At 66.3% G+C, this 16,273-nt stretch carries 14 protein-coding genes; 9 read left to right on the forward strand and 5 right to left on the reverse strand.

The window, feature by feature from the left end; genetic code table 11:
- Nucleotides 1-134: 134 nt before the first annotated feature.
- Entirely contained in the window at nucleotides 135-1,232 is a 1,098-nt protein-coding gene (locus tag ISS20_RS17785) for a beta-propeller fold lactonase family protein (protein WP_291438266.1), read from the reverse strand.
- Nucleotides 1,233-1,614: 382 nt separating this feature from the next.
- Between ISS20_RS17785 and ISS20_RS17790 the strand changes: the two genes are divergently transcribed.
- The 4 genes from ISS20_RS17790 to ISS20_RS17805 all read left to right on the forward strand — a co-directional run bounded on the left by ISS20_RS17790 (nucleotide 1,615) and on the right by ISS20_RS17805 (nucleotide 5,195).
- Nucleotides 1,615-2,586: a tripartite tricarboxylate transporter substrate binding protein gene (locus ISS20_RS17790; RefSeq protein WP_056062533.1), complete on the forward strand. Its 972-nt coding sequence runs from the start codon at nucleotides 1,615-1,617 to the stop codon at nucleotides 2,584-2,586.
- 49 nt (nucleotides 2,587-2,635) lie between these two features.
- Nucleotides 2,636-3,547 carry a 5-dehydro-4-deoxyglucarate dehydratase gene (gene kdgD / locus ISS20_RS17795; RefSeq protein WP_291438267.1) on the forward strand — a complete coding sequence of 304 codons (912 nt, stop codon included), beginning with the start codon at nucleotides 2,636-2,638 and terminating at the stop codon, nucleotides 3,545-3,547.
- 149 nt (nucleotides 3,548-3,696) lie between these two features.
- A complete protein-coding gene (locus ISS20_RS17800; RefSeq protein WP_291438268.1) occupies nucleotides 3,697-4,161 on the forward strand; it encodes a nuclear transport factor 2 family protein in 465 nt (154 codons plus the stop codon).
- Between the two features lie 65 nt (nucleotides 4,162-4,226).
- A complete protein-coding gene (locus tag ISS20_RS17805; protein WP_291438269.1) occupies nucleotides 4,227-5,195 on the forward strand; it encodes a 2-hydroxyacid dehydrogenase in 969 nt (322 codons plus the stop codon).
- A gap of 65 nt (nucleotides 5,196-5,260) precedes the next feature.
- Here the strand turns inward: ISS20_RS17805 and ISS20_RS17810 are convergent, their stop codons facing one another.
- Together ISS20_RS17810 and ISS20_RS17815 are read right to left on the reverse strand one after the other, a co-directional pair.
- Nucleotides 5,261-6,562 (reverse strand): M20/M25/M40 family metallo-hydrolase, encoded by a 1,302-nt coding sequence (locus tag ISS20_RS17810; RefSeq protein WP_291438270.1) that lies wholly within the window; start codon nucleotides 6,560-6,562, stop codon nucleotides 5,261-5,263.
- Between the two features lie 110 nt (nucleotides 6,563-6,672).
- Nucleotides 6,673-7,539, reverse strand: coding sequence for a LysR family transcriptional regulator (locus tag ISS20_RS17815; RefSeq protein ID WP_291438271.1), 867 nt, complete (start codon nucleotides 7,537-7,539; stop codon nucleotides 6,673-6,675).
- A 97-nt stretch (nucleotides 7,540-7,636) separates the two neighbouring features.
- On the opposite strand from ISS20_RS17815, the gene ISS20_RS17820 reads away from it, so the two are divergent.
- Nucleotides 7,637-8,044 (forward strand): nuclear transport factor 2 family protein, encoded by a 408-nt coding sequence (locus ISS20_RS17820; protein ID WP_291438272.1) that lies wholly within the window; start codon nucleotides 7,637-7,639, stop codon nucleotides 8,042-8,044.
- A gap of 1 nt (nucleotide 8,045) precedes the next feature.
- Here ISS20_RS17820 and ISS20_RS17825 read toward each other — a convergent pair whose 3' ends face one another.
- Nucleotides 8,046-8,972 carry a LysR family transcriptional regulator gene (locus ISS20_RS17825; protein ID WP_291438273.1) on the reverse strand — a complete coding sequence of 309 codons (927 nt, stop codon included), beginning with the start codon at nucleotides 8,970-8,972 and terminating at the stop codon, nucleotides 8,046-8,048.
- A 108-nt stretch (nucleotides 8,973-9,080) separates the two neighbouring features.
- On the opposite strand from ISS20_RS17825, the gene metE reads away from it, so the two are divergent.
- A complete protein-coding gene (metE, locus tag ISS20_RS17830; RefSeq protein ID WP_291438274.1) occupies nucleotides 9,081-11,459 on the forward strand; it encodes a 5-methyltetrahydropteroyltriglutamate--homocysteine S-methyltransferase in 2,379 nt (792 codons plus the stop codon).
- Between the two features lie 12 nt (nucleotides 11,460-11,471).
- Here metE and ISS20_RS17835 read toward each other — a convergent pair whose 3' ends face one another.
- Nucleotides 11,472-12,437 (reverse strand): ketopantoate reductase family protein, encoded by a 966-nt coding sequence (locus tag ISS20_RS17835; protein WP_291438275.1) that lies wholly within the window; start codon nucleotides 12,435-12,437, stop codon nucleotides 11,472-11,474.
- 329 nt (nucleotides 12,438-12,766) lie between these two features.
- Here ISS20_RS17835 and ISS20_RS17840 point away from each other — a divergent pair, with 329 nt between their 5' ends.
- From ISS20_RS17840 to ISS20_RS17850, 3 genes are all read left to right on the forward strand, one after another.
- Nucleotides 12,767-13,300, forward strand: a complete 534-nt coding sequence (locus tag ISS20_RS17840) for a MarR family winged helix-turn-helix transcriptional regulator (RefSeq protein WP_291438276.1) — start codon at nucleotides 12,767-12,769, stop codon at nucleotides 13,298-13,300.
- A gap of 34 nt (nucleotides 13,301-13,334) precedes the next feature.
- Nucleotides 13,335-14,813 (forward strand): efflux transporter outer membrane subunit, encoded by a 1,479-nt coding sequence (locus tag ISS20_RS17845; protein ID WP_291438277.1) that lies wholly within the window; start codon nucleotides 13,335-13,337, stop codon nucleotides 14,811-14,813.
- Nucleotides 14,814-14,881: 68 nt separating this feature from the next.
- Nucleotides 14,882-16,207, forward strand: a complete 1,326-nt coding sequence (locus tag ISS20_RS17850) for an HlyD family efflux transporter periplasmic adaptor subunit (protein WP_291438278.1) — start codon at nucleotides 14,882-14,884, stop codon at nucleotides 16,205-16,207.
- Nucleotides 16,208-16,273: the final 66 nt, after the last annotated feature.

The raw sequence follows: 16,273 nt of genomic DNA on the forward strand, positions 1-16,273 counted from the left end.
GCCGGTGGGCCAGGTGGTCTGGGCCATGGCGGGCAGCGCCATAAGCGCGCCTGCGGCTGCCAGGACGGCGGATTGGACCAGGGTTCTGCGTTGCATGTGTTTGTCTCCTTGGGGTAATGAAAAAAAGGGCGATCTCAGGGCATGTCGACGATCTCGATCCAGTTGGGGTTCTTGCCCACTGGAACGCGGGTGGGTGCGCCGGGCAGGCCCGTGGCTGCGTCAATGGGGTGCAGCGCCACGTGGTGTGAATCCTGCCCCGCTGCGATCAGGAAGCGACCCGATGCATCCACCGCAAAACCGCGCGGGGTCTTTTCGGTAGGCACCTGCCCCAGCGGTTGCAGCTGCCCGGTGGCGGCATCGACGCGAAACGTGCTCAGCGTGCTGGAGGTGCGCTCGGACGCATACAGCGTGCGGCCGTCGGGCGACAGGTGAATGTCGGCGGCCCAGGGCTTGCCGGTAAAGCCTGTCGGCAATGTGGTGGTGCGCTGCAGCGGGCGCAGGGTGCCGCGTTCCTTGTCGTACGCCATCACATGCAGGGCAGCATCCAGCTCGTTCAACAGGTACAGGTGGCGCTGGTCGCGGCTCCAGACAAAGTGGCGGGGGCCGGATTTTTCGGGCGCGACCGGCGTCAACGCGGGCTCGTGGGCGATGAGCTTGCCCGTCTCGGCATCGAACTTCCAGGCCGACAGGTGGTCGCCACCCAGGCTGGTCGCCAAGACATAGCGGTTGGCGGCATCCGCATGGATGGCATGCGCGTTGGGCGCGGTGGGGATGAGTTGCTGCACCGCTCCCACGACACCGTCCTTGCCAATACTGTTGACCGTGATCTTGTGTCCGGGGTAGGAGGCTGCGAACAACCAGCGCCCGGTGGCGTCGGTGTCGATATTGGCCATGCTGTCGGCCAACGGCGCCTCGCCCAGCTTGCGCAGCTTGCCACTCGCCGGGTCAATGGCCAGGCTGACCACCCGAAACGGCTGCGAGCGCAATGCCACATAGAGCACACGCTTGTCCGGGCTGACGGCCATGGGCATGGCAGCGCCACCCAGTGCGGTGGTGTCCACGGGCTTGAGCGTCCCGGCGGCGCGGTCCAGCTCCAGCACCGACACATCCTGGCTGTCCGCATTGGCCACGTACACCCAGGTGGCTGCCTGCACCGCCTGTACGCCCAGCGCGGTTGCAGCGGCCAGCATCACGGGCGCGACGCGGTGACGGATACGAAATGGGATGGTCATGCTCGGTCCCCTGGTAGTGCCTTCGGCTGGACTGCGACTCTCAAGCGCGCCCGCCAGTGAGGCTGTGGTGGCTCTGCTGCGCCCGGAGACGCCATTCGCAGGGCGTTCCATTGCTTCAGCATCGTGTGGTTGTGATATGTCGTCATACAACAAGGAGTGCATTCTGACCCATCTTCAGCGCTGACAGAGAAAGGGATTACCCGAGGTCACGCACAACCTCGAAACAACCGCCAGTCAACAATTTCTGGATTTTTTTGGGTCAGAAATTTCAGTACAAACCCTGAAATCCCCCTAAACATGCACTGAATGACACCAGCATGGATTGCATATTTTTCGATCTAGTTGTACGATGACTAACAACACAAACACACGGAGACATTCCATGAGCCTGCAACGTCGCGCAATTCTTCTGGCCTGCACTGCCGCTCTGGCGGCAGCTTCTGCCACGGCCCAGACCGCTGAATGGCCTGCCAAGACACTGCGCATCGTGGTGCCCTACCCACCAGGCGGCAGCTCGGACATCATTGCGCGCTCGATCAGCCAGGCGCTGTCCGAATCGCTCAAGCAGAGCGTGATCGTCGAGAACAAGCCCGGCGCCAATGGCAACCTGGGTGCCGACTTTGTGGCCAAAGCCGAGCCCGATGGCTACACCATGCTGCTGTGTGACGTGGGCGCGCTGGCGATCAGCCCATCGGTCTACACCAAGCTGTCGTTCGACCCCTCCAAAGACCTGCGCGGTGTGACCATGCTGGCCTACTCGCCCCACCTGCTGGTGGTGCACCCCTCGGTGCCGGTCAACAACCTCAAGGAGCTGATCGCCTACTCCAAGAAGAACGAGCTGAACTTTGCTGTGACGGCCACCGGCAGCGCTCCCCACCTTGCCGGCGTGGCGCTGGAGCGCGCCAGCGGCGCACGCTGGCAGTACATCCCGTACAAGGGCGGCGTCACCGCGATTCAGGACACCGTGGCGGGCCAGACCCAGGTGCTGATGAACGGCATGCTGGCCACTCTGCCCCAGGTACAAAACGGCAAGCTCAAGGTGCTGGGCGTTTCCAAGTCCACCCGCATGCCGCTGATCGGTGACGTGCCCACGATTGCCGAGCAAGGTGTGGCCGGCTACGAGTCCGGCACCTGGCAAGGCGTGCTGCTGCCACGCGGCACACCCGATGCGGTCGTGCAAAAGCTCAACAAGGCGCTCATCACTGCCATCCGCGCACCCGAGATCCGCTCGCGCCTGGCCGGCCAGGGCGCCGAAGTGGTGACCATGACCTCCACCGAACAGGACCAGTTCTTCGCCAAGGAACGCGCGCGCTGGGCCAGCGTGGTGAAGGCCGCCAACATCAAGCTCGACTGAGCGCCACAGACACCCGTTTCATTCACCATCCTCTCCCGCTGCAATGACCATGACCCCGCAAGAACTCAAAACCATCATGGGCTCCGGCCTGCTCTCGTTCCCCATCACCGACTTCGACGAGCAGGGCAACTTCCGCCCCAAGACCTACATCGAGCGCCTGGAGTGGCTCGCCCCCTATGGCGCCAGCGCCCTGTTTGCCGCCGGTGGCACGGGTGAGTACTTCTCGCTCTCGGGCCCCGAATACAGCGAGGTCATCAAGACGGCCGTGGATACCTGCCGGGGCAAGGTGCCGATCATTGCCGGTGCCGGTGGCCCCACCCGCACGGCCATTGCCCATGCCCAGGAGGCCGAGCGCCTGGGCGCCCATGGCATCCTGCTGTTGCCGCATTACCTGACCGAAGCTGGCCAGGAAGGCCTGATCGCCCATGTGGAGCAGGTCTGCAAGAGCGTGAAGTTCGGTGTGATCGTCTACAACCGCGACCGCACCAAGCTCACGGCCGAGTCCCTGGCCATCCTGGCAGAGCGTTGTCCGAACCTGGTGGGGTTCAAGGACGGTGTGGGCAACATCGAGACCATGTATTCCATCTTCATGAAGATGGGCGATCGTTTCTCGTACCTGGGCGGCCTGCCCACGGCCGAGGTGTATGCAGCGGCCTACAAGGCGCTGGGCACGCCGGTGTATTCGTCGGCAGTGTTCAACTTCATCCCCCGCACGGCGATGGAGTTCTACAAGGCGGTGGCCAGCGATGACACGGCCACGCAGCACCGCCTGCTGCGTCAGTTCTTCATGCCCTACCTGGCCATCCGCAACCGGGTGGAGGGCTATGGCGTAAGCATCATCAAGGCCGGCGCGCGCATTGTGGGTCATGACGGCGGGCCAGTGCGCGCGCCGCTCACGGACCTCAAGCACCACGAGATGGAAGAGCTCAAGGCGCTGATTGACCAGCTCGGCCCGCAGTAAGCGCGGCCTGGGTGCAGGGCCAGGTTCTCCAGGCCCTTTTTTGCCCGCAGTTCACCTCTTATCAACCCGGGCCTGGCCGTGCACGGACCCGTGGAGCAGTCGTGGCACGCACATCCCGAAACCCCAACACAACAACGGAGACAGACAAGATGTTCAAGCAAATCGTTCTCGCCATGGGAGCCGCCATCACCATTGCCACGCTCGCAGGCTGCGCCACTGGTGCAGCATCTACAGCCTCCTCGGCATCGGCCGAACAGGCGGTAGCTGCAGCCGCAGAAAAACTGCGTGTGGCCATGATTGACCCCACGCCCACTGCACTGACCGCTCTCGTCGCTGACGACCTGAGCTACGGTCACTCGGGCGGCCGCGTGGACACCAAGGACAGCTTCATCGGCGACCTGATCGCTGGCAAGTCCGACTTCGTGACCATCGCCATCTCCGACCAGACCATCAAGGTGGTGGGCGATACCGCCATCGTGCGCCACACCCTCACGGCCGACACCAACGACTCGGGCAAGCCCGGCAAGGTGCAGATCAAGATCCTGGGCGTGTGGCAGCTGCAAGGCGGCCAGTGGAAGCTGCTGGCGCGCCAGGCCGTGCGTGTACCGGCTTGATGTAGCCGCTTTGGGGCGGCAGTGTGCCGCCCTTCGCATTTTTGGCACTGTTGCCCCACGACACCATGACCACAGCCACCCCACACCGCATCCTGCAAATCGGCCGCCTGCCCCTTCCCGCGCTGGAGTCCGAACTGGCGGCCCGATACGACGTCACCTGTCTGGCCGAGCAGACCGATCCGGCGGCTTATCTGGCGTCGCACGGTGCGTATTTCACGGGGGTGGTGACTACCGCAGCAATCGGCCTCAAAGGCGAGGTCATTGCCTCCCTGCCCCACCTTCAGGTCATCAGCAGTTTTGGCGTGGGCTTTGACGCGCTGGACATCGAAGCGGCCAAGGCGCGCGGTGTGCAGGTGGGCTACACACCCGGCGTGCTCAACGACTGTGTGGCCGACATGGCGTTCGCGCTGATGCTGGATGTGTCACGCCACGTGGCCGCCAGCGACCGTTTTGTGCGCCGTGGTGAATGGCCGAAGGCCAGATACGCACTGGGCACCCGCGTGTCCGGCAAGCGGCTGGGCATCGTGGGCATGGGCCGCATCGGGCAGGCCGTGGCCGAGCGTGCGAGCGGGTTTCGCATGGAGGTGGGGTACCACAAGCGCCGCCCGGCGCAGGATTGCACACTGCCCTACTTCGAGTCGGTGACCGCGCTGGCGCAATGGGCCGACTACCTGGTGCTGACGGTGGCAGGCGGCGCGGGCACGCGCCACCTGGTCAACCGCGATGTGCTCGATGCCCTGGGCCCCCAGGGCTACCTCATCAACGTGGCGCGTGGCAGCGTGGTGGACGAGGCGGCACTGATCGATGCGCTGACCGAGCGCCGCATTGCCGGCGCCGGGCTGGACGTGTTTGAGAACGAACCCAGCGTGCCCGCCGCGCTGATGGCGCTGGACAACGTGGTGCTCACCCCCCACACCGCCAGTGCCACGCACGAAACCCGCCGTGCGATGGCGGACCTGGTGCTGGAGAACCTGGCATCCTTCTTTGCGACGGGCACCGTGCGCACGCCGGTGCCGGGCACGCCGGGCTATTGAGCCCGCCACAGCGCCCTGTGTAACGCAGCTGCCCTCACAGGGAGGGTGTGGAGCGGCTCAGCGTGTCACTTCACGCGGTCGCGTGAGATGTCCATGATCATGCGCGTGGCCAGGTACAGGCGCGGCACGATGGTGTTGATCTGCACGTACTCCGCATCGTTGGAGTGCGCGCCGTAGCCCGACAGGCCCATGCCCTCCACCACCGCGCCCTTGGTCTTGAGCGCCGCAAACGCTGCGTCGGTGCCGCCGCCGGTGGCTTTTTCCACCACATTGAGCGACATGCCCAGCTCCTGGTAGATGACCTTGCCGTAACCCGCCACGCGGCGGGATGCGTCGCTGGCCTCCAGCGGCGGGCGGCGCACTTCAAACTTCACATCCACCTTGGATGCGGGCAGCAGCTTGCTCTTGACCTTCTCTTGCAGGCCTTTCTCCAGCCCGTCGAAGTCCGCCACACGCAGCGCGCGCGCATCGGCCTGGGCCGTGGCTTCGGCCGGAATCACATTGCGGTTGGTGCCCGCCTTGGACACCGTCCAGTTCAGCCTGAGGCCCTCCTCGGTCTTGGACAAGTCCTTCATTTGCAGCAGCTGGTGCGACAGCTCATACAGCGCGTTCACGCCATCCTCGGGCTTGGCTCCGGCGTGCGATGCCTTGCCCTGCACCGTAAGGTAAGCCGCCCCAATGCCGCTGGTGGCCAGGCGCAGCGTGCCGTCGGTGCCGCCGCCTTCGAACGACAACACCACGTCCTGCTCGGACGCCACACGGGTGATGGTGCTGCGCCAGCCGGGCGAGCTGATTTCTTCGTCGCCGTTGATCAGCACGGTGAGCGTGCCGTAGTCCTTGAAGTTGAGCTTTTGCAGCAAGGCCACGGTGTGGATGATGAGCGCGATGCCCTGCTTGTCGTCCGAAATGCCCAGGCCATAGGCCTTGTCGCCATCGATGCGGAACGGCTGGCCTTTGAGCATGCCTTTCAGGTACACCGTGTCCATGTGCGCGATGAGCATGATCTTCTTGCTGCCCGTGCCCTTGAACACGGCCTGCACGGCAGGGCCCACCTTCTCGGGGGTATCGTCGAGGCGGTAGATGTCGCTGGTTTGCAGCACGTCCACCGTGCCGCCCAGTTGCTTGAGCTGGCTGGCAATGCGCTCGGCGATCTGATTCAGGCCTTCGATGTCCTTGCTGCCCGACTCGATATGCACCAGGTCACGCAGGGTGTCGAGCAGCGGCTGCTGCTCCTTCTGGGCCAGCGCATGGACATCAGCCACCGGCGCAGCGTGGGCCACGGCGGCGGCAAACGCCAGCGCCAGCGAGGCCATCAGGGGGCGGACAAACGAAGGGGCTGAGTGTGGGCGGCGCTGCGGATGGTGCATGGTGCGAAGGCTCGGTGAAGGGATGGGGAAAGCGATTATGGAGTCTTGCAACACCAATTTCAAACACTGATCCCCCTTGCAATGTTTCGGTCAGCGCCTGCGCACCAGATTCAGCCCGCGGGCGCAAACACCTCGGGACCCAGCCGTGACTTGTGGCCTCGGGGTTCGAACAGCCACATGCCATACAGCGGCAGAGATTCCGCCAGCCGCAGGGGCGCCACCAGCGTGGACGCACCGCCCAGCAACGCAGGGTGCGGCACAACAGCCAGCAGGTCGGACTGCGCCACCAGGTGCAGCAGGCTGGCAAAGTCGGGGCAGCGCACGGACATCTTGGGCGCGGGCATGCGGCGCACACGGTGCGCTTCCGTCAACACATCCACCGGCCCGCTGACACTGGGCCCCACACAGGCCCATGCAGCGCCCTGCAGTTGCACCAGCGACTGGGCCCGGACCCACGGGTGGCCCTTGCGCGCATAGACCTGGGGATGCAACTCGTACAGGGGGCGCTCCGCCACATCGGGATGCGCAAACTTGCGCGGTTTGGGGGCAATGACCGCATCAAAACGCCGCTGTAGCAGGCCGTCCAGCAGACTGCCTTCATCGGCCGTCGCCATCTCCAGCGAGCGCCGGGTGTTGGGCAGACACCAGCTGGCATACAGCAGCGGTCCACAGACCAGCGCCGCTGAAGACGTGAGCCCCACCCGCAGCAGGTATCGGTCTGCCGCAACCACTGACGCGCGGGGCAGCGCCTCCACCCCTTGTGCCAGGGGCAGGGCCTGCGCAGCCACGGCCCGGGCCAGGTCGGTGGGCACATGGCGGCGCCCCTCCCGCACCAGCAAGGGCTGCGCGAAGTGGGCTTGCAGCGCCTTCATGCCATGGCTGATCGCAGGCTGCGACACGCCGCAGGCCTTGGCCGCCAAAGCGAACGAGCCTTGTTCGATGACCGCATGGAGGTATTGCAGGTAGCGCAGATACATAAACACCTTTTATGTATAAGCCACCATTGTCTCTTGTCGTGCGGCGCGGAGTTGGCGAAGCTACGCACTCCACTCCACGCCCTTTGCATCGCCACGTATGAGCCACACCCCCATCGACACTGTCCGCACCTACCTTGCCCACCTGCACGCCAGCCACACCGACGGGCTGATTGCCTGCTTTGAAGACGATGGCGTGGTGCATTCGCCCTTTCTGGGCACCATGCGCGCGAGCGACTTTTTCCAAAAGCTCGCCCAGGCTTCCAGCGGCAGCGTGATCACCGTGCTGGATCTGTTCGTCTCCGCGCAACCAGACAACGGCGGCGCCGTGCGGGTCGCCGCCTATTTCCGCTATGACTGGACTTTGAACGATGGGCGCGAGGTGACGTTCACCTGCGTGGATGTGTTCACGTTCGACGCGGGCAGCACCCTCATCCGCGACATGAACATCGTCTACGACACCCACCCGCTGCGCGAAGAAGTGGGCGACAAGTACGCGCCTGACTAGGCTACAAAAGTTCTACGCCCTTGAGCGTCACAAAACTCGTCTCGCGCGTGACCTGCACAAAGTCCTGCAGATACGGCTTGGCCGACAGGCTGGGCAGGCAGGCGGCGTGCAACTCGCCGCGCAGGCCTTTTTCACCGATGGGCCGCGCCGTCACGTACCCCCGGTCCAGATAGCTCTGCACCGCCCACAGCGGCAATGCCGCCACGCCGCGCCCGCTAGCCACCAGCTGCAGCATGGCCACCGTCAGCTCGGTGGTGCGGCGCGGGGGGCGCACGCCGGCGGGCTCCAGCACCTGGCGGATCAAATCGAGCATTTCGTCGGGCACGGGGTAGGTGATGATGGTCTGGTCGGCAAAGTCCTGCGCCACCAAGTGCGGCTTGGCCACCAGCGCGTGCGTGTTGGCCAAAAGTGCGCGGATCTCAAAGCCAAACAGCGCGTGGTAGTCCACGCCCGTCTCGTCGGCATCCACCTCCGACACGATGGCCACATCGGCCCGGCCCTGGTGCAACAGGCCCACCGGGTCGGCGTGAAAGCCGCTCACGATGTCCAGCTCCACCTCGGGCCAGCGGGTGCGAAACGCGTCCATGGCGGGCATCAGCCAGTCAAAGCAGGTGTGGCATTCCACCGCAATGCGCATCTGCCCACCCTGCCCCAGCACCAGGCGGGCGATGTCGCGCTCGGCGCCTTCCACCTGGGGCAGCATGGCATCGGCCAGGGCCAGCAGGCGTTCACCCACGGCGGTGAACTGCGGCGGCACCGATTTGCGCTCAAACAGCGGATGGCCGTAGCGGTCTTCCAGCAGCTTGATCTGGTGCGACAGCGCCGACTGCGTGAGGTTGAGCAGCTGCGCGGCCCGCACCAGGCTGCCGCTGTCGCGCAGGGCGACCAGCGTGCGCAGGTGGCGCACTTCCAGGATCGACTGATTCATTATTAATTTTCAAGTTGATCGACTAAAACTTTCGTTTGAATAATAAACGAGCCCGCGCGACCATCGGTGCCTTCATTGCATTGCTCCATTCAGAAGAAGGAAATCACCATGTCGCTCGCCGCTCCAACAACCCGCCGCCCCGTGCTCACGCACACCCTGGGCTTTCCGCGCATGGGGGCGCAGCGCGCACTGAAATTCGCGCTGGAATCCTTCTGGCGGGGCGATAGCACCGAGGCCGAGCTGCAGGCCACCGCTGCCCAGCTGCGCCAGCAACACTGGCAGGCGCAGGCCGATGCGGGCCTGGGATTTGTGACGGTCGGCGACTTTGCTCTGTACGACCACGTCGCCAACCACATCCAGCTGCTGGGCTGCGAGCCTGCGCGTTTTGGCTTTGACGCCCAAGCGCCCGAGCTGGCGCGCTACTTTGCTATGGCCCGGGGCGTGTCGGCCCAAGCTGAAAACCACCAAGGCTGCAGCGCCGGTTGCACAGCCCAGCACCACACCGCAGGCCAGCCCGCGCTGGAGATGACCAAGTGGTTCGACACCAACTACCACTACCTTGTGCCGGAGTTCGGCGCCCACACCCAGTTCCACCTGGCCAGCGAGCGCCTGTTTGCCGAGGTGGCCGAGGCCCAGGCACTGGGCCACCGCGTCAAGGCCGTGCTGCTGGGGCCGCTGAGCTTTTTGTGGCTGGGTAAATCCAAGGCGGCGGGCTTTGACCGCTTTAGCCTGCTGGAGCAACTGCTGCCCGTGTACGAAGCCGTGCTGGCACGCCTGAAGGCCCTGGACGTGGAATGGGTGCAGATTGACGAGCCCATCCTGGGCCTGGACCTGCCCGATGCGTGGCGCCACGCCTTTGAGCCCAGCTACTGGCAACTCGCCCGCAGCGCGCCCAAGCTGCTGCTGGCCACCTACTTCTCCCCCCTGGCCGAAAACCTGCGCCTGGCTTGCCAGTTGCCCGTGGCGGGCCTGCATGTGGATGCCGTGCGTGCGCCCGAGGAACTGGTGGGCGTGGCCGACTGGCTGCCCTCGCACAAGGTGTTGTCGGTGGGCGTTGTGGATGGGCGCAACATCTGGCGCACCGATCTGGATGCCGCCCTGGCCAAGTTGCGCCCCGTGGCCGACAAGCACCAGGGCGAGCTGTGGCTGGCACCGTCGTGCTCGCTGTTGCATGTGCCGTTCAGCTTAGAGGCCGAAACACAGCTGGACGCCGAGGTGAAGTCATGGCTGGCGTTTGCGGTGGAAAAACTCGATGAGCTGCGCGTGCTTGCCGCCGCCTTGTCGCAAGGCGAAGCGGCGGTGGACGACGAACTGCACGCCGCTCGCACCGCCCTGGCCGCCCGCCGCGCCAGCCCGCGCGTGCACCGCGCCACCATGGCGGCCCGCATTGCCGCGGCCGCGCCAGGGGCCGACCAGCGCGCCAGCGCCTTCCCTGCCCGGCAAAAGGCCCAGCGCGATCGGCTGAAGCTGCCGCTGCTGCCCACCACCACGATTGGCTCGTTCCCGCAGACGGCGGAGATCCGCGCCGCACGCGCCGCCTTCAAGCGCGGGGCACTGGATGCGGCCCACTACCAACAGAAGATGGAAGCTGAAATTGCCTTGGCCGTGCGCAAGCAGGAAGCCTTGGGGCTGGACGTGCTGGTGCACGGCGAAGCCGAGCGCAACGACATGGTCGAATACTTTGGCGAGCAGCTTGACGGCTTTGCCTTCACCGCCAACGGCTGGGTGCAAAGCTACGGCTCGCGCTGCGTGAAGCCGCCCATCATCTACGGCGACGTGGCCCGCCCTGCGCCCATGACCGTGGCCTGGACCCAGTACGCGCAAAGCCTCACCGCCAAACCCATGAAAGGCATGCTCACCGGCCCCATCACCATCCTGCAATGGAGCTTTGTGCGCGACGACCAGCCCCGCGCCACCACGGCCGACCAGATCGCCTGGGCCATCCGCGACGAGGTGTGTGACCTGGAGGCCGCAGGCATCGCCATCATCCAGATTGACGAGCCCGCCATCCGCGAGGGCTTGCCGCTGCGCCGCGCGGGGTGGAAGAGCTACCTGGAGCGCGCCACGCGCGCCTTCCGCATCAGTGCCAGCGGCGTGCGCAACGACACGCAGATCCACACCCACATGTGCTACAGCGAGTTCAACGACATCCTGCCCGCCATCGCGGCCATGGATGCCGATGTGATCACGATTGAGACGAGCCGGTCGGACATGGAGCTGCTGCAGGGGTTCGGAGATTTCCGCTACCCCAACGAAATCGGCCCTGGCGTGTACGACATCCACTCGCCCCGTGTGCCTGGCGTGCAGGAGATGGCCGCGCTGCTGGAAAAAGCCGCCGAGGTCGTGCCCGTGGAGCACCTGTGGGTGAACCCCGACTGCGGCCTCAAAACCCGGGGCTGGCCCGAGACCGAAGCCGCCCTGCGCCACATGGTGCAGGCCGCGCAGGAAGTGCGCGAGCGGTTGCTGGAAGAGGCGGCCTTGGCCTGACGGCCCCCCGGTTCAGCCAGCAGCGCGCTTCATCTCGGCCAACTTGACCAGCACCTGCAGCGCGTGGTTCAGCGGCGTCGGCACGCCCAAGGCGGCGCCGCGCTTGACCACATAGCCATTCAGGTGGTCGATCTCGGTGGGTTTGCCACGCGCCAGATCCTGCGCGGTGGACGAATACTGCACGGGCATGGTGCTGGCAATGCCGCGCACCGCCGCCTCCACATCGCCCGGAATCGTCACTCCGTCAGCAGCAGCCACCGCCAGGCACTCGGCCACGATGTCGGCAATCACCTGCGTCACGCCGGGCACCTGCACCAGAGGGCCGTAGGGCTGCTGCGACAGGGCCGACAGCGCGTTGTAGGCGCTGTTGAGCAGCAGCTTGGCCCAGAGCGCGCCGCGCACGTTGTCTGACACCTGGGTGGGAATGCCCGCCGCCGTCAGCTGGCGGGCCACCTCGTCGCTGCGCGGCGAAGGTGCAATCACCAGCTCGCCCCGGCCATGGTGCACCACATGCCCGGGGCCGCCCATGGCAGTGGCCACATAGACCACCGCGGCTGCCACGGGGGTGCTGGCGTCCAGCACGGCGCGCACGCGTTCGTCGTTGTCCACACCGTTCTGCAAGGTCAGCACCAGCGCGCCAGGCGCCAGGTGGGGACGAATCTGCTGCGCGGCGTCTTCCGAGTCGGACGACTTCACGCAGAACAGAACCACGTCCGCGCCGTGCACGGCGCTGGCCTCGGTGCTGGCCGCCAGCGGCACCTGCACATCCATCGCCGCCGTCTGCAGCCGCAGACCGTTGTCACGCACGGCCAGCACGTGGGCAGGCCGCCCGATGAGCGTGACGGCATGGCCCGCCCGGGCGAGCAAGGCACCAAAGTAGCAGCCCACGGCTCCCGCGCCCATCACGGCAAAACGCAGGGGCGGTGCAATGTCCAAGGCAGTGGGCAGGGAGGCAGATGAATCAGCAGCAGCGGTCATGGCGGTGTCCCGGTGGGCAAGGCACAGAAGGGGCGGTCAACAAGGCGCCCCACTATATCGGCGACAGCCTGCGCACCAAAAATCAAGGGTTTTTGGCTGATGCGCTAGTCGAACATGCCTTACCAGCTATCAAATACGTAGCAAATTGACTTTCTGCAAGGCTGCTTGCAGGGGCGCACTCCCTTCACTCGCGCCATTTCCAGCACCGCGAACCCCCGTCCGTTACCCCCCGTTCGTGGGCTCCCACCCCGCTCAAAGGCCCCTCTCCAGTGTCAGGAATTTAATCAATGCAAAGACAATAATTGTCTAGTCAATTAAATTGCCCACCCATGTCAGCCCCTCCCGAACCCACCCAAGCCCCCGCGTTCTACAACGCCGAGCACTACGACCCCAGCAAGCTGGTGCCCGAAAACAGCGTCGGCTACCTGATGCGCAAGGTGATGTCGTCCATCCGCACGCAGGCCGATGCCCAGCTGTCTTTGCACGAACTCACCTACGCCCAGTGGCTGCCACTGTTCAAGTTGTCCCTGTGCGAGACCGCCACCGTGGCCAGCCTGGCGCGTGACCTGGAGACCGACCCCGCCTCCATGACCCGGTCGCTCGACCGCATGGAAGCCAAGGGCCTGGTGGTGCGGGAGCGCTCCACCGTGGACCGCCGCGTCGTGCAGCTCAGGCTCACACCGGAAGGCCAGCGCATTGCAGCCCTGGTGCCGCCCGTGCTGGCCGACGTGCTCAACGGCCACCTCAGCGACTTCAGCCACGACGAGTGGCAGCTGCTGCTGTCCATGCTGCGCCGCATGCTGGCCAACGGCGAAGCGCTGCGCCAGCAGCCCCCCTCACCCACCGAACCCGCAGCTGGTTGACCCCGCCCTGTTGCCCTGCCCCCTGGAGATTTCCGTGACCGCCACTGCCCCAACCTCCCTGTCCACACGCTCTGCCCTCGCCGCCCATCTGGCGGTATCGGCCGTTGCCCTGGCCGCCGCGCTGCTGCTGGTGGGCTGCGCCAACCCCGACCCGGCCCACACCCCGCTCGCGCAAACCACCCCGGCTGCCGCCGGCCTGAACGCAGCCACCACAGACGTGGTGGCCACCAGCCAATGGTGGAAAGCACTGGGCGACGAGCAGCTCAACACCCTGATCGACACCGCACTGCAAGGCAGCCCCAGCCTGGCCGTGAGCCGTGCCCGCCTGGAGCAAGCCGTGGCCCTGAGCCAGGTGCGCGAGGCCGCCAACGGCCCGCAGGCCACCCTGGGCGTGGACGCTACCCGCCAGCGCTACACCGCCAACGGGCTGGTGCCTGCCCCGGTGGCAGGCAACACGTACAACAGCGGTACCGTGCAGGCCACGCTGAGCTGGTCGCCCGACTTCTTTGGCCAGCACGCTGCCGAGCTGCAGGCTGCGCTGGGCCAGGCCCGCGCCGCCCAGGCCGATGCAGCCGCCGCCGCCAACACCCTGGCCGCCCAGGTGGGCCGCAGCTACGTGGCGCTGGCCCGGCTGGTGGCCCAGCGCAACGTGGCCACGCGCGCGCTGGAGCAGCGCGAAGAACAGCGCAAGCTCACGCAAGAGCGCACCTCTGCCGGCCTGGACAGCCAGGTCGAGCTTACCCAGGCCCAGGCCGCTGTGCCCGATGCCCGCACACAAATCGAAGCGCTCGAAGAGCAGATCACCCTGGGCCGCCGCCAACTGGCCGTGCTGACCGGCCAGGCGCCCGACGCCCTGCCCCAGCTCACGCCCCGCCTTGCCGCCCTGCAGCCCACTGCCGTGCCCGAGGTGCTGGGCGCCGACCTGCTGGGCCGCCGCCCCGATGTGGTGGCCGCGCGCTGGCGCGTGGAAGCGGCAACGCAAGGTGTGAACAGCGCGCGCAGCGAGTTCTATCCCAACATTAACATCGGCGCGTTCATTGGCCTGAACTCGCTGGGGCTGGACCGGATGTTCAACGGTAGCTCGCGCCAGATGGGCGTGACGCCCGCGCTGCGCCTGCCAATCTTTGACGGGGGCCGCCTGCGCGCCCAGCTGGGTGGCCGCGCTGCCGAGCTGGACGTGGCCATCGCCCAGTACAACGGCGCCGTGCTCGATGCGGTGAAGGAAGCCGGCGATGCCGTGGCCTCCATCCAGTCGCTCACCCGCCAGCAGGCCTTGCAGGACGAGGCCGTGGCCAGTGCCGAAAAAGCCTACCGCTTTGCGCAGGAGCGCTACCGCGCAGGCCTGGGCAACTACCTGGTGGTGCTCTCCACCGAAAGCCAGGTACTGGCCCAGCGCCGCCTGGCCGTGGACCTGCGCGCCCGCCAGCTCGACACCCGCCTGGTGCTGATGAAGGCCCTAGGTGGCGGCTGGACGGACGACACGGCCGTGCTGCACACCGCCGCCGCGCACTGACCGGCCCACCGCACCGGACCGCACTCATTCAAAAACACATAACAACACATTCCTGAAAGATCACAGCCATGACCGCCAACAGCGAACCCCTCACCGCCAACGAAGCTAACACCGCCCGCCGCCGCGGCCTCACCCTCATCGCCGCCGCCGTCGCGCTGGTGGCCATTGGCTGGGGTGGCTGGCACTGGGCCAATGGCCGCCATATCGAAACCACCGACAACGCCTACGTGGCCGGCAATGTGGTGCAGATCACGCCGCAGATCGGCGGCACCGTGGTGTCCATCGGCGCTGACGACACCGACTATGTGAAGGCCGGCCAGTTGCTGGTCAAGCTAGACCCCGCTGACGCCCGCGTGGCGCTGGAGCAGGCCGAGGCCCAGCTCGCACAGACGGTGCGCGAAGTGCGTACCCTGTACGCCAACAACTCCACCTTGAAGGCCCAGGTGAGCCTGCGCAGCGCCGACCTGGCCCGAGCCCAGGCCGACGCCGCCCGCATGCAGGACGACGTGACCCGCCGGGCTCCCCTGATGGCCAGCGGCGCCGTGGGCAAGGAAGAGTTCCAGCACGCCACTGCGCAGCTGGCCGCCGCCAAGAGCAGCGTGGCCGCCGCCCAGTCGGCCGTGCTGGCCGCGCAAGAACAGCTGGCCGCTAGCCAGACACAGACCGAGGGCACCTCCGTCGAGCAGCACCCCAACGTGCAGCGCGCTTCAGCCCGCGTGCGTGAGGCCTACCTGGCCGTGCAGCGTGCGCAGCTGGTCGCCCCTCTGGACGGCCACGTGGCCAAGCGCGGCGTGCAGGTGGGCCAGCGTGTGCAGGCCGGTGCTCCGCTGATGACGCTGGTGCCGCTGAACGATCTGTGGGTGGACGCGAACTTCAAGGAAAGCCAGCTCAAGACCCTGCGCATCGGCCAGACTGCCGAGCTGGAAGCCGACGTGTATGGAACCAAGGTGGTCTACCACGGCACGGTGACCGGGCTGGGCGCAGGCACCGGCGCGGCCTTTGCGCTGCTGCCCGCACAGAACGCCACGGGCAACTGGATCAAGGTGGTGCAGCGCGTGCCCGTGCGCATTGCGCTCGACCCCAAGGAAGTGGCAGAGCACCCTCTGCGCGTAGGCCTGTCGATGGAAGTCAGGGTGGACACCGCCGACCAGAGCGGCAAGACGCTGGCCGACACCCAGCGCACCACGCCCGTGGCCGCCACCGCTGTGTTCGACGAGCAGTTCAAGGCCGCCGACGACGAAGTGGCGCACATCATCGCCGCCAACCTGGGCCGCAATGGCAAGGCCGCCGTGGCAGTGGCGTCGCCCAAGGTGAGCAGCCAGCCCGCAGTGCAAGCGCAAAAGCATGCATCGGCCCCGGCGCAGCCCGCCGTGCAATCCCCGGTGGTGCAGTAAGCGGGGTTGACCGAGCATGACTGCCGCCAACCCCACTGCAGACACCGCAGGCCAGCCCCCCGCTCC

Source organism: Acidovorax sp., assembly GCF_016783915.1.
Classification (GTDB): domain Bacteria; phylum Pseudomonadota; class Gammaproteobacteria; order Burkholderiales; family Burkholderiaceae_C; genus Acidovorax.

What these genes read in the sequence shown, in the direction of transcription:
- ISS20_RS17785 (WP_291438266.1), bottom strand. Translation starts at nt 1,232, where the DNA reads ATGACCATCCCATTTCGTATCCGTCACCGCGTCGCGCCCGTGATGCTG.
- ISS20_RS17815 (WP_291438271.1), bottom strand. Translation starts at nt 7,539, where the DNA reads ATGTATCTGCGCTACCTGCAATACCTCCATGCGGTCATCGAACAAGGC.
- metE (WP_291438274.1), top strand. Translation starts at nt 9,081, where the DNA reads ATGTCGCTCGCCGCTCCAACAACCCGCCGCCCCGTGCTCACGCACACC.
- ISS20_RS17805 (WP_291438269.1), top strand. Translation starts at nt 4,227, where the DNA reads ATGACCACAGCCACCCCACACCGCATCCTGCAAATCGGCCGCCTGCCC.
- kdgD (WP_291438267.1), top strand. Translation starts at nt 2,636, where the DNA reads ATGACCCCGCAAGAACTCAAAACCATCATGGGCTCCGGCCTGCTCTCG.
- ISS20_RS17840 (WP_291438276.1), top strand. Translation starts at nt 12,767, where the DNA reads ATGTCAGCCCCTCCCGAACCCACCCAAGCCCCCGCGTTCTACAACGCC.
- ISS20_RS17800 (WP_291438268.1), top strand. Translation starts at nt 3,697, where the DNA reads ATGTTCAAGCAAATCGTTCTCGCCATGGGAGCCGCCATCACCATTGCC.
- ISS20_RS17835 (WP_291438275.1), bottom strand. Translation starts at nt 12,437, where the DNA reads ATGACCGCTGCTGCTGATTCATCTGCCTCCCTGCCCACTGCCTTGGAC.
- ISS20_RS17820 (WP_291438272.1), top strand. Translation starts at nt 7,637, where the DNA reads ATGAGCCACACCCCCATCGACACTGTCCGCACCTACCTTGCCCACCTG.
- ISS20_RS17790 (WP_056062533.1), top strand. Translation starts at nt 1,615, where the DNA reads ATGAGCCTGCAACGTCGCGCAATTCTTCTGGCCTGCACTGCCGCTCTG.
- ISS20_RS17825 (WP_291438273.1), bottom strand. Translation starts at nt 8,972, where the DNA reads ATGAATCAGTCGATCCTGGAAGTGCGCCACCTGCGCACGCTGGTCGCC.
- ISS20_RS17850 (WP_291438278.1), top strand. Translation starts at nt 14,882, where the DNA reads ATGACCGCCAACAGCGAACCCCTCACCGCCAACGAAGCTAACACCGCC.
- ISS20_RS17810 (WP_291438270.1), bottom strand. Translation starts at nt 6,562, where the DNA reads ATGCACCATCCGCAGCGCCGCCCACACTCAGCCCCTTCGTTTGTCCGC.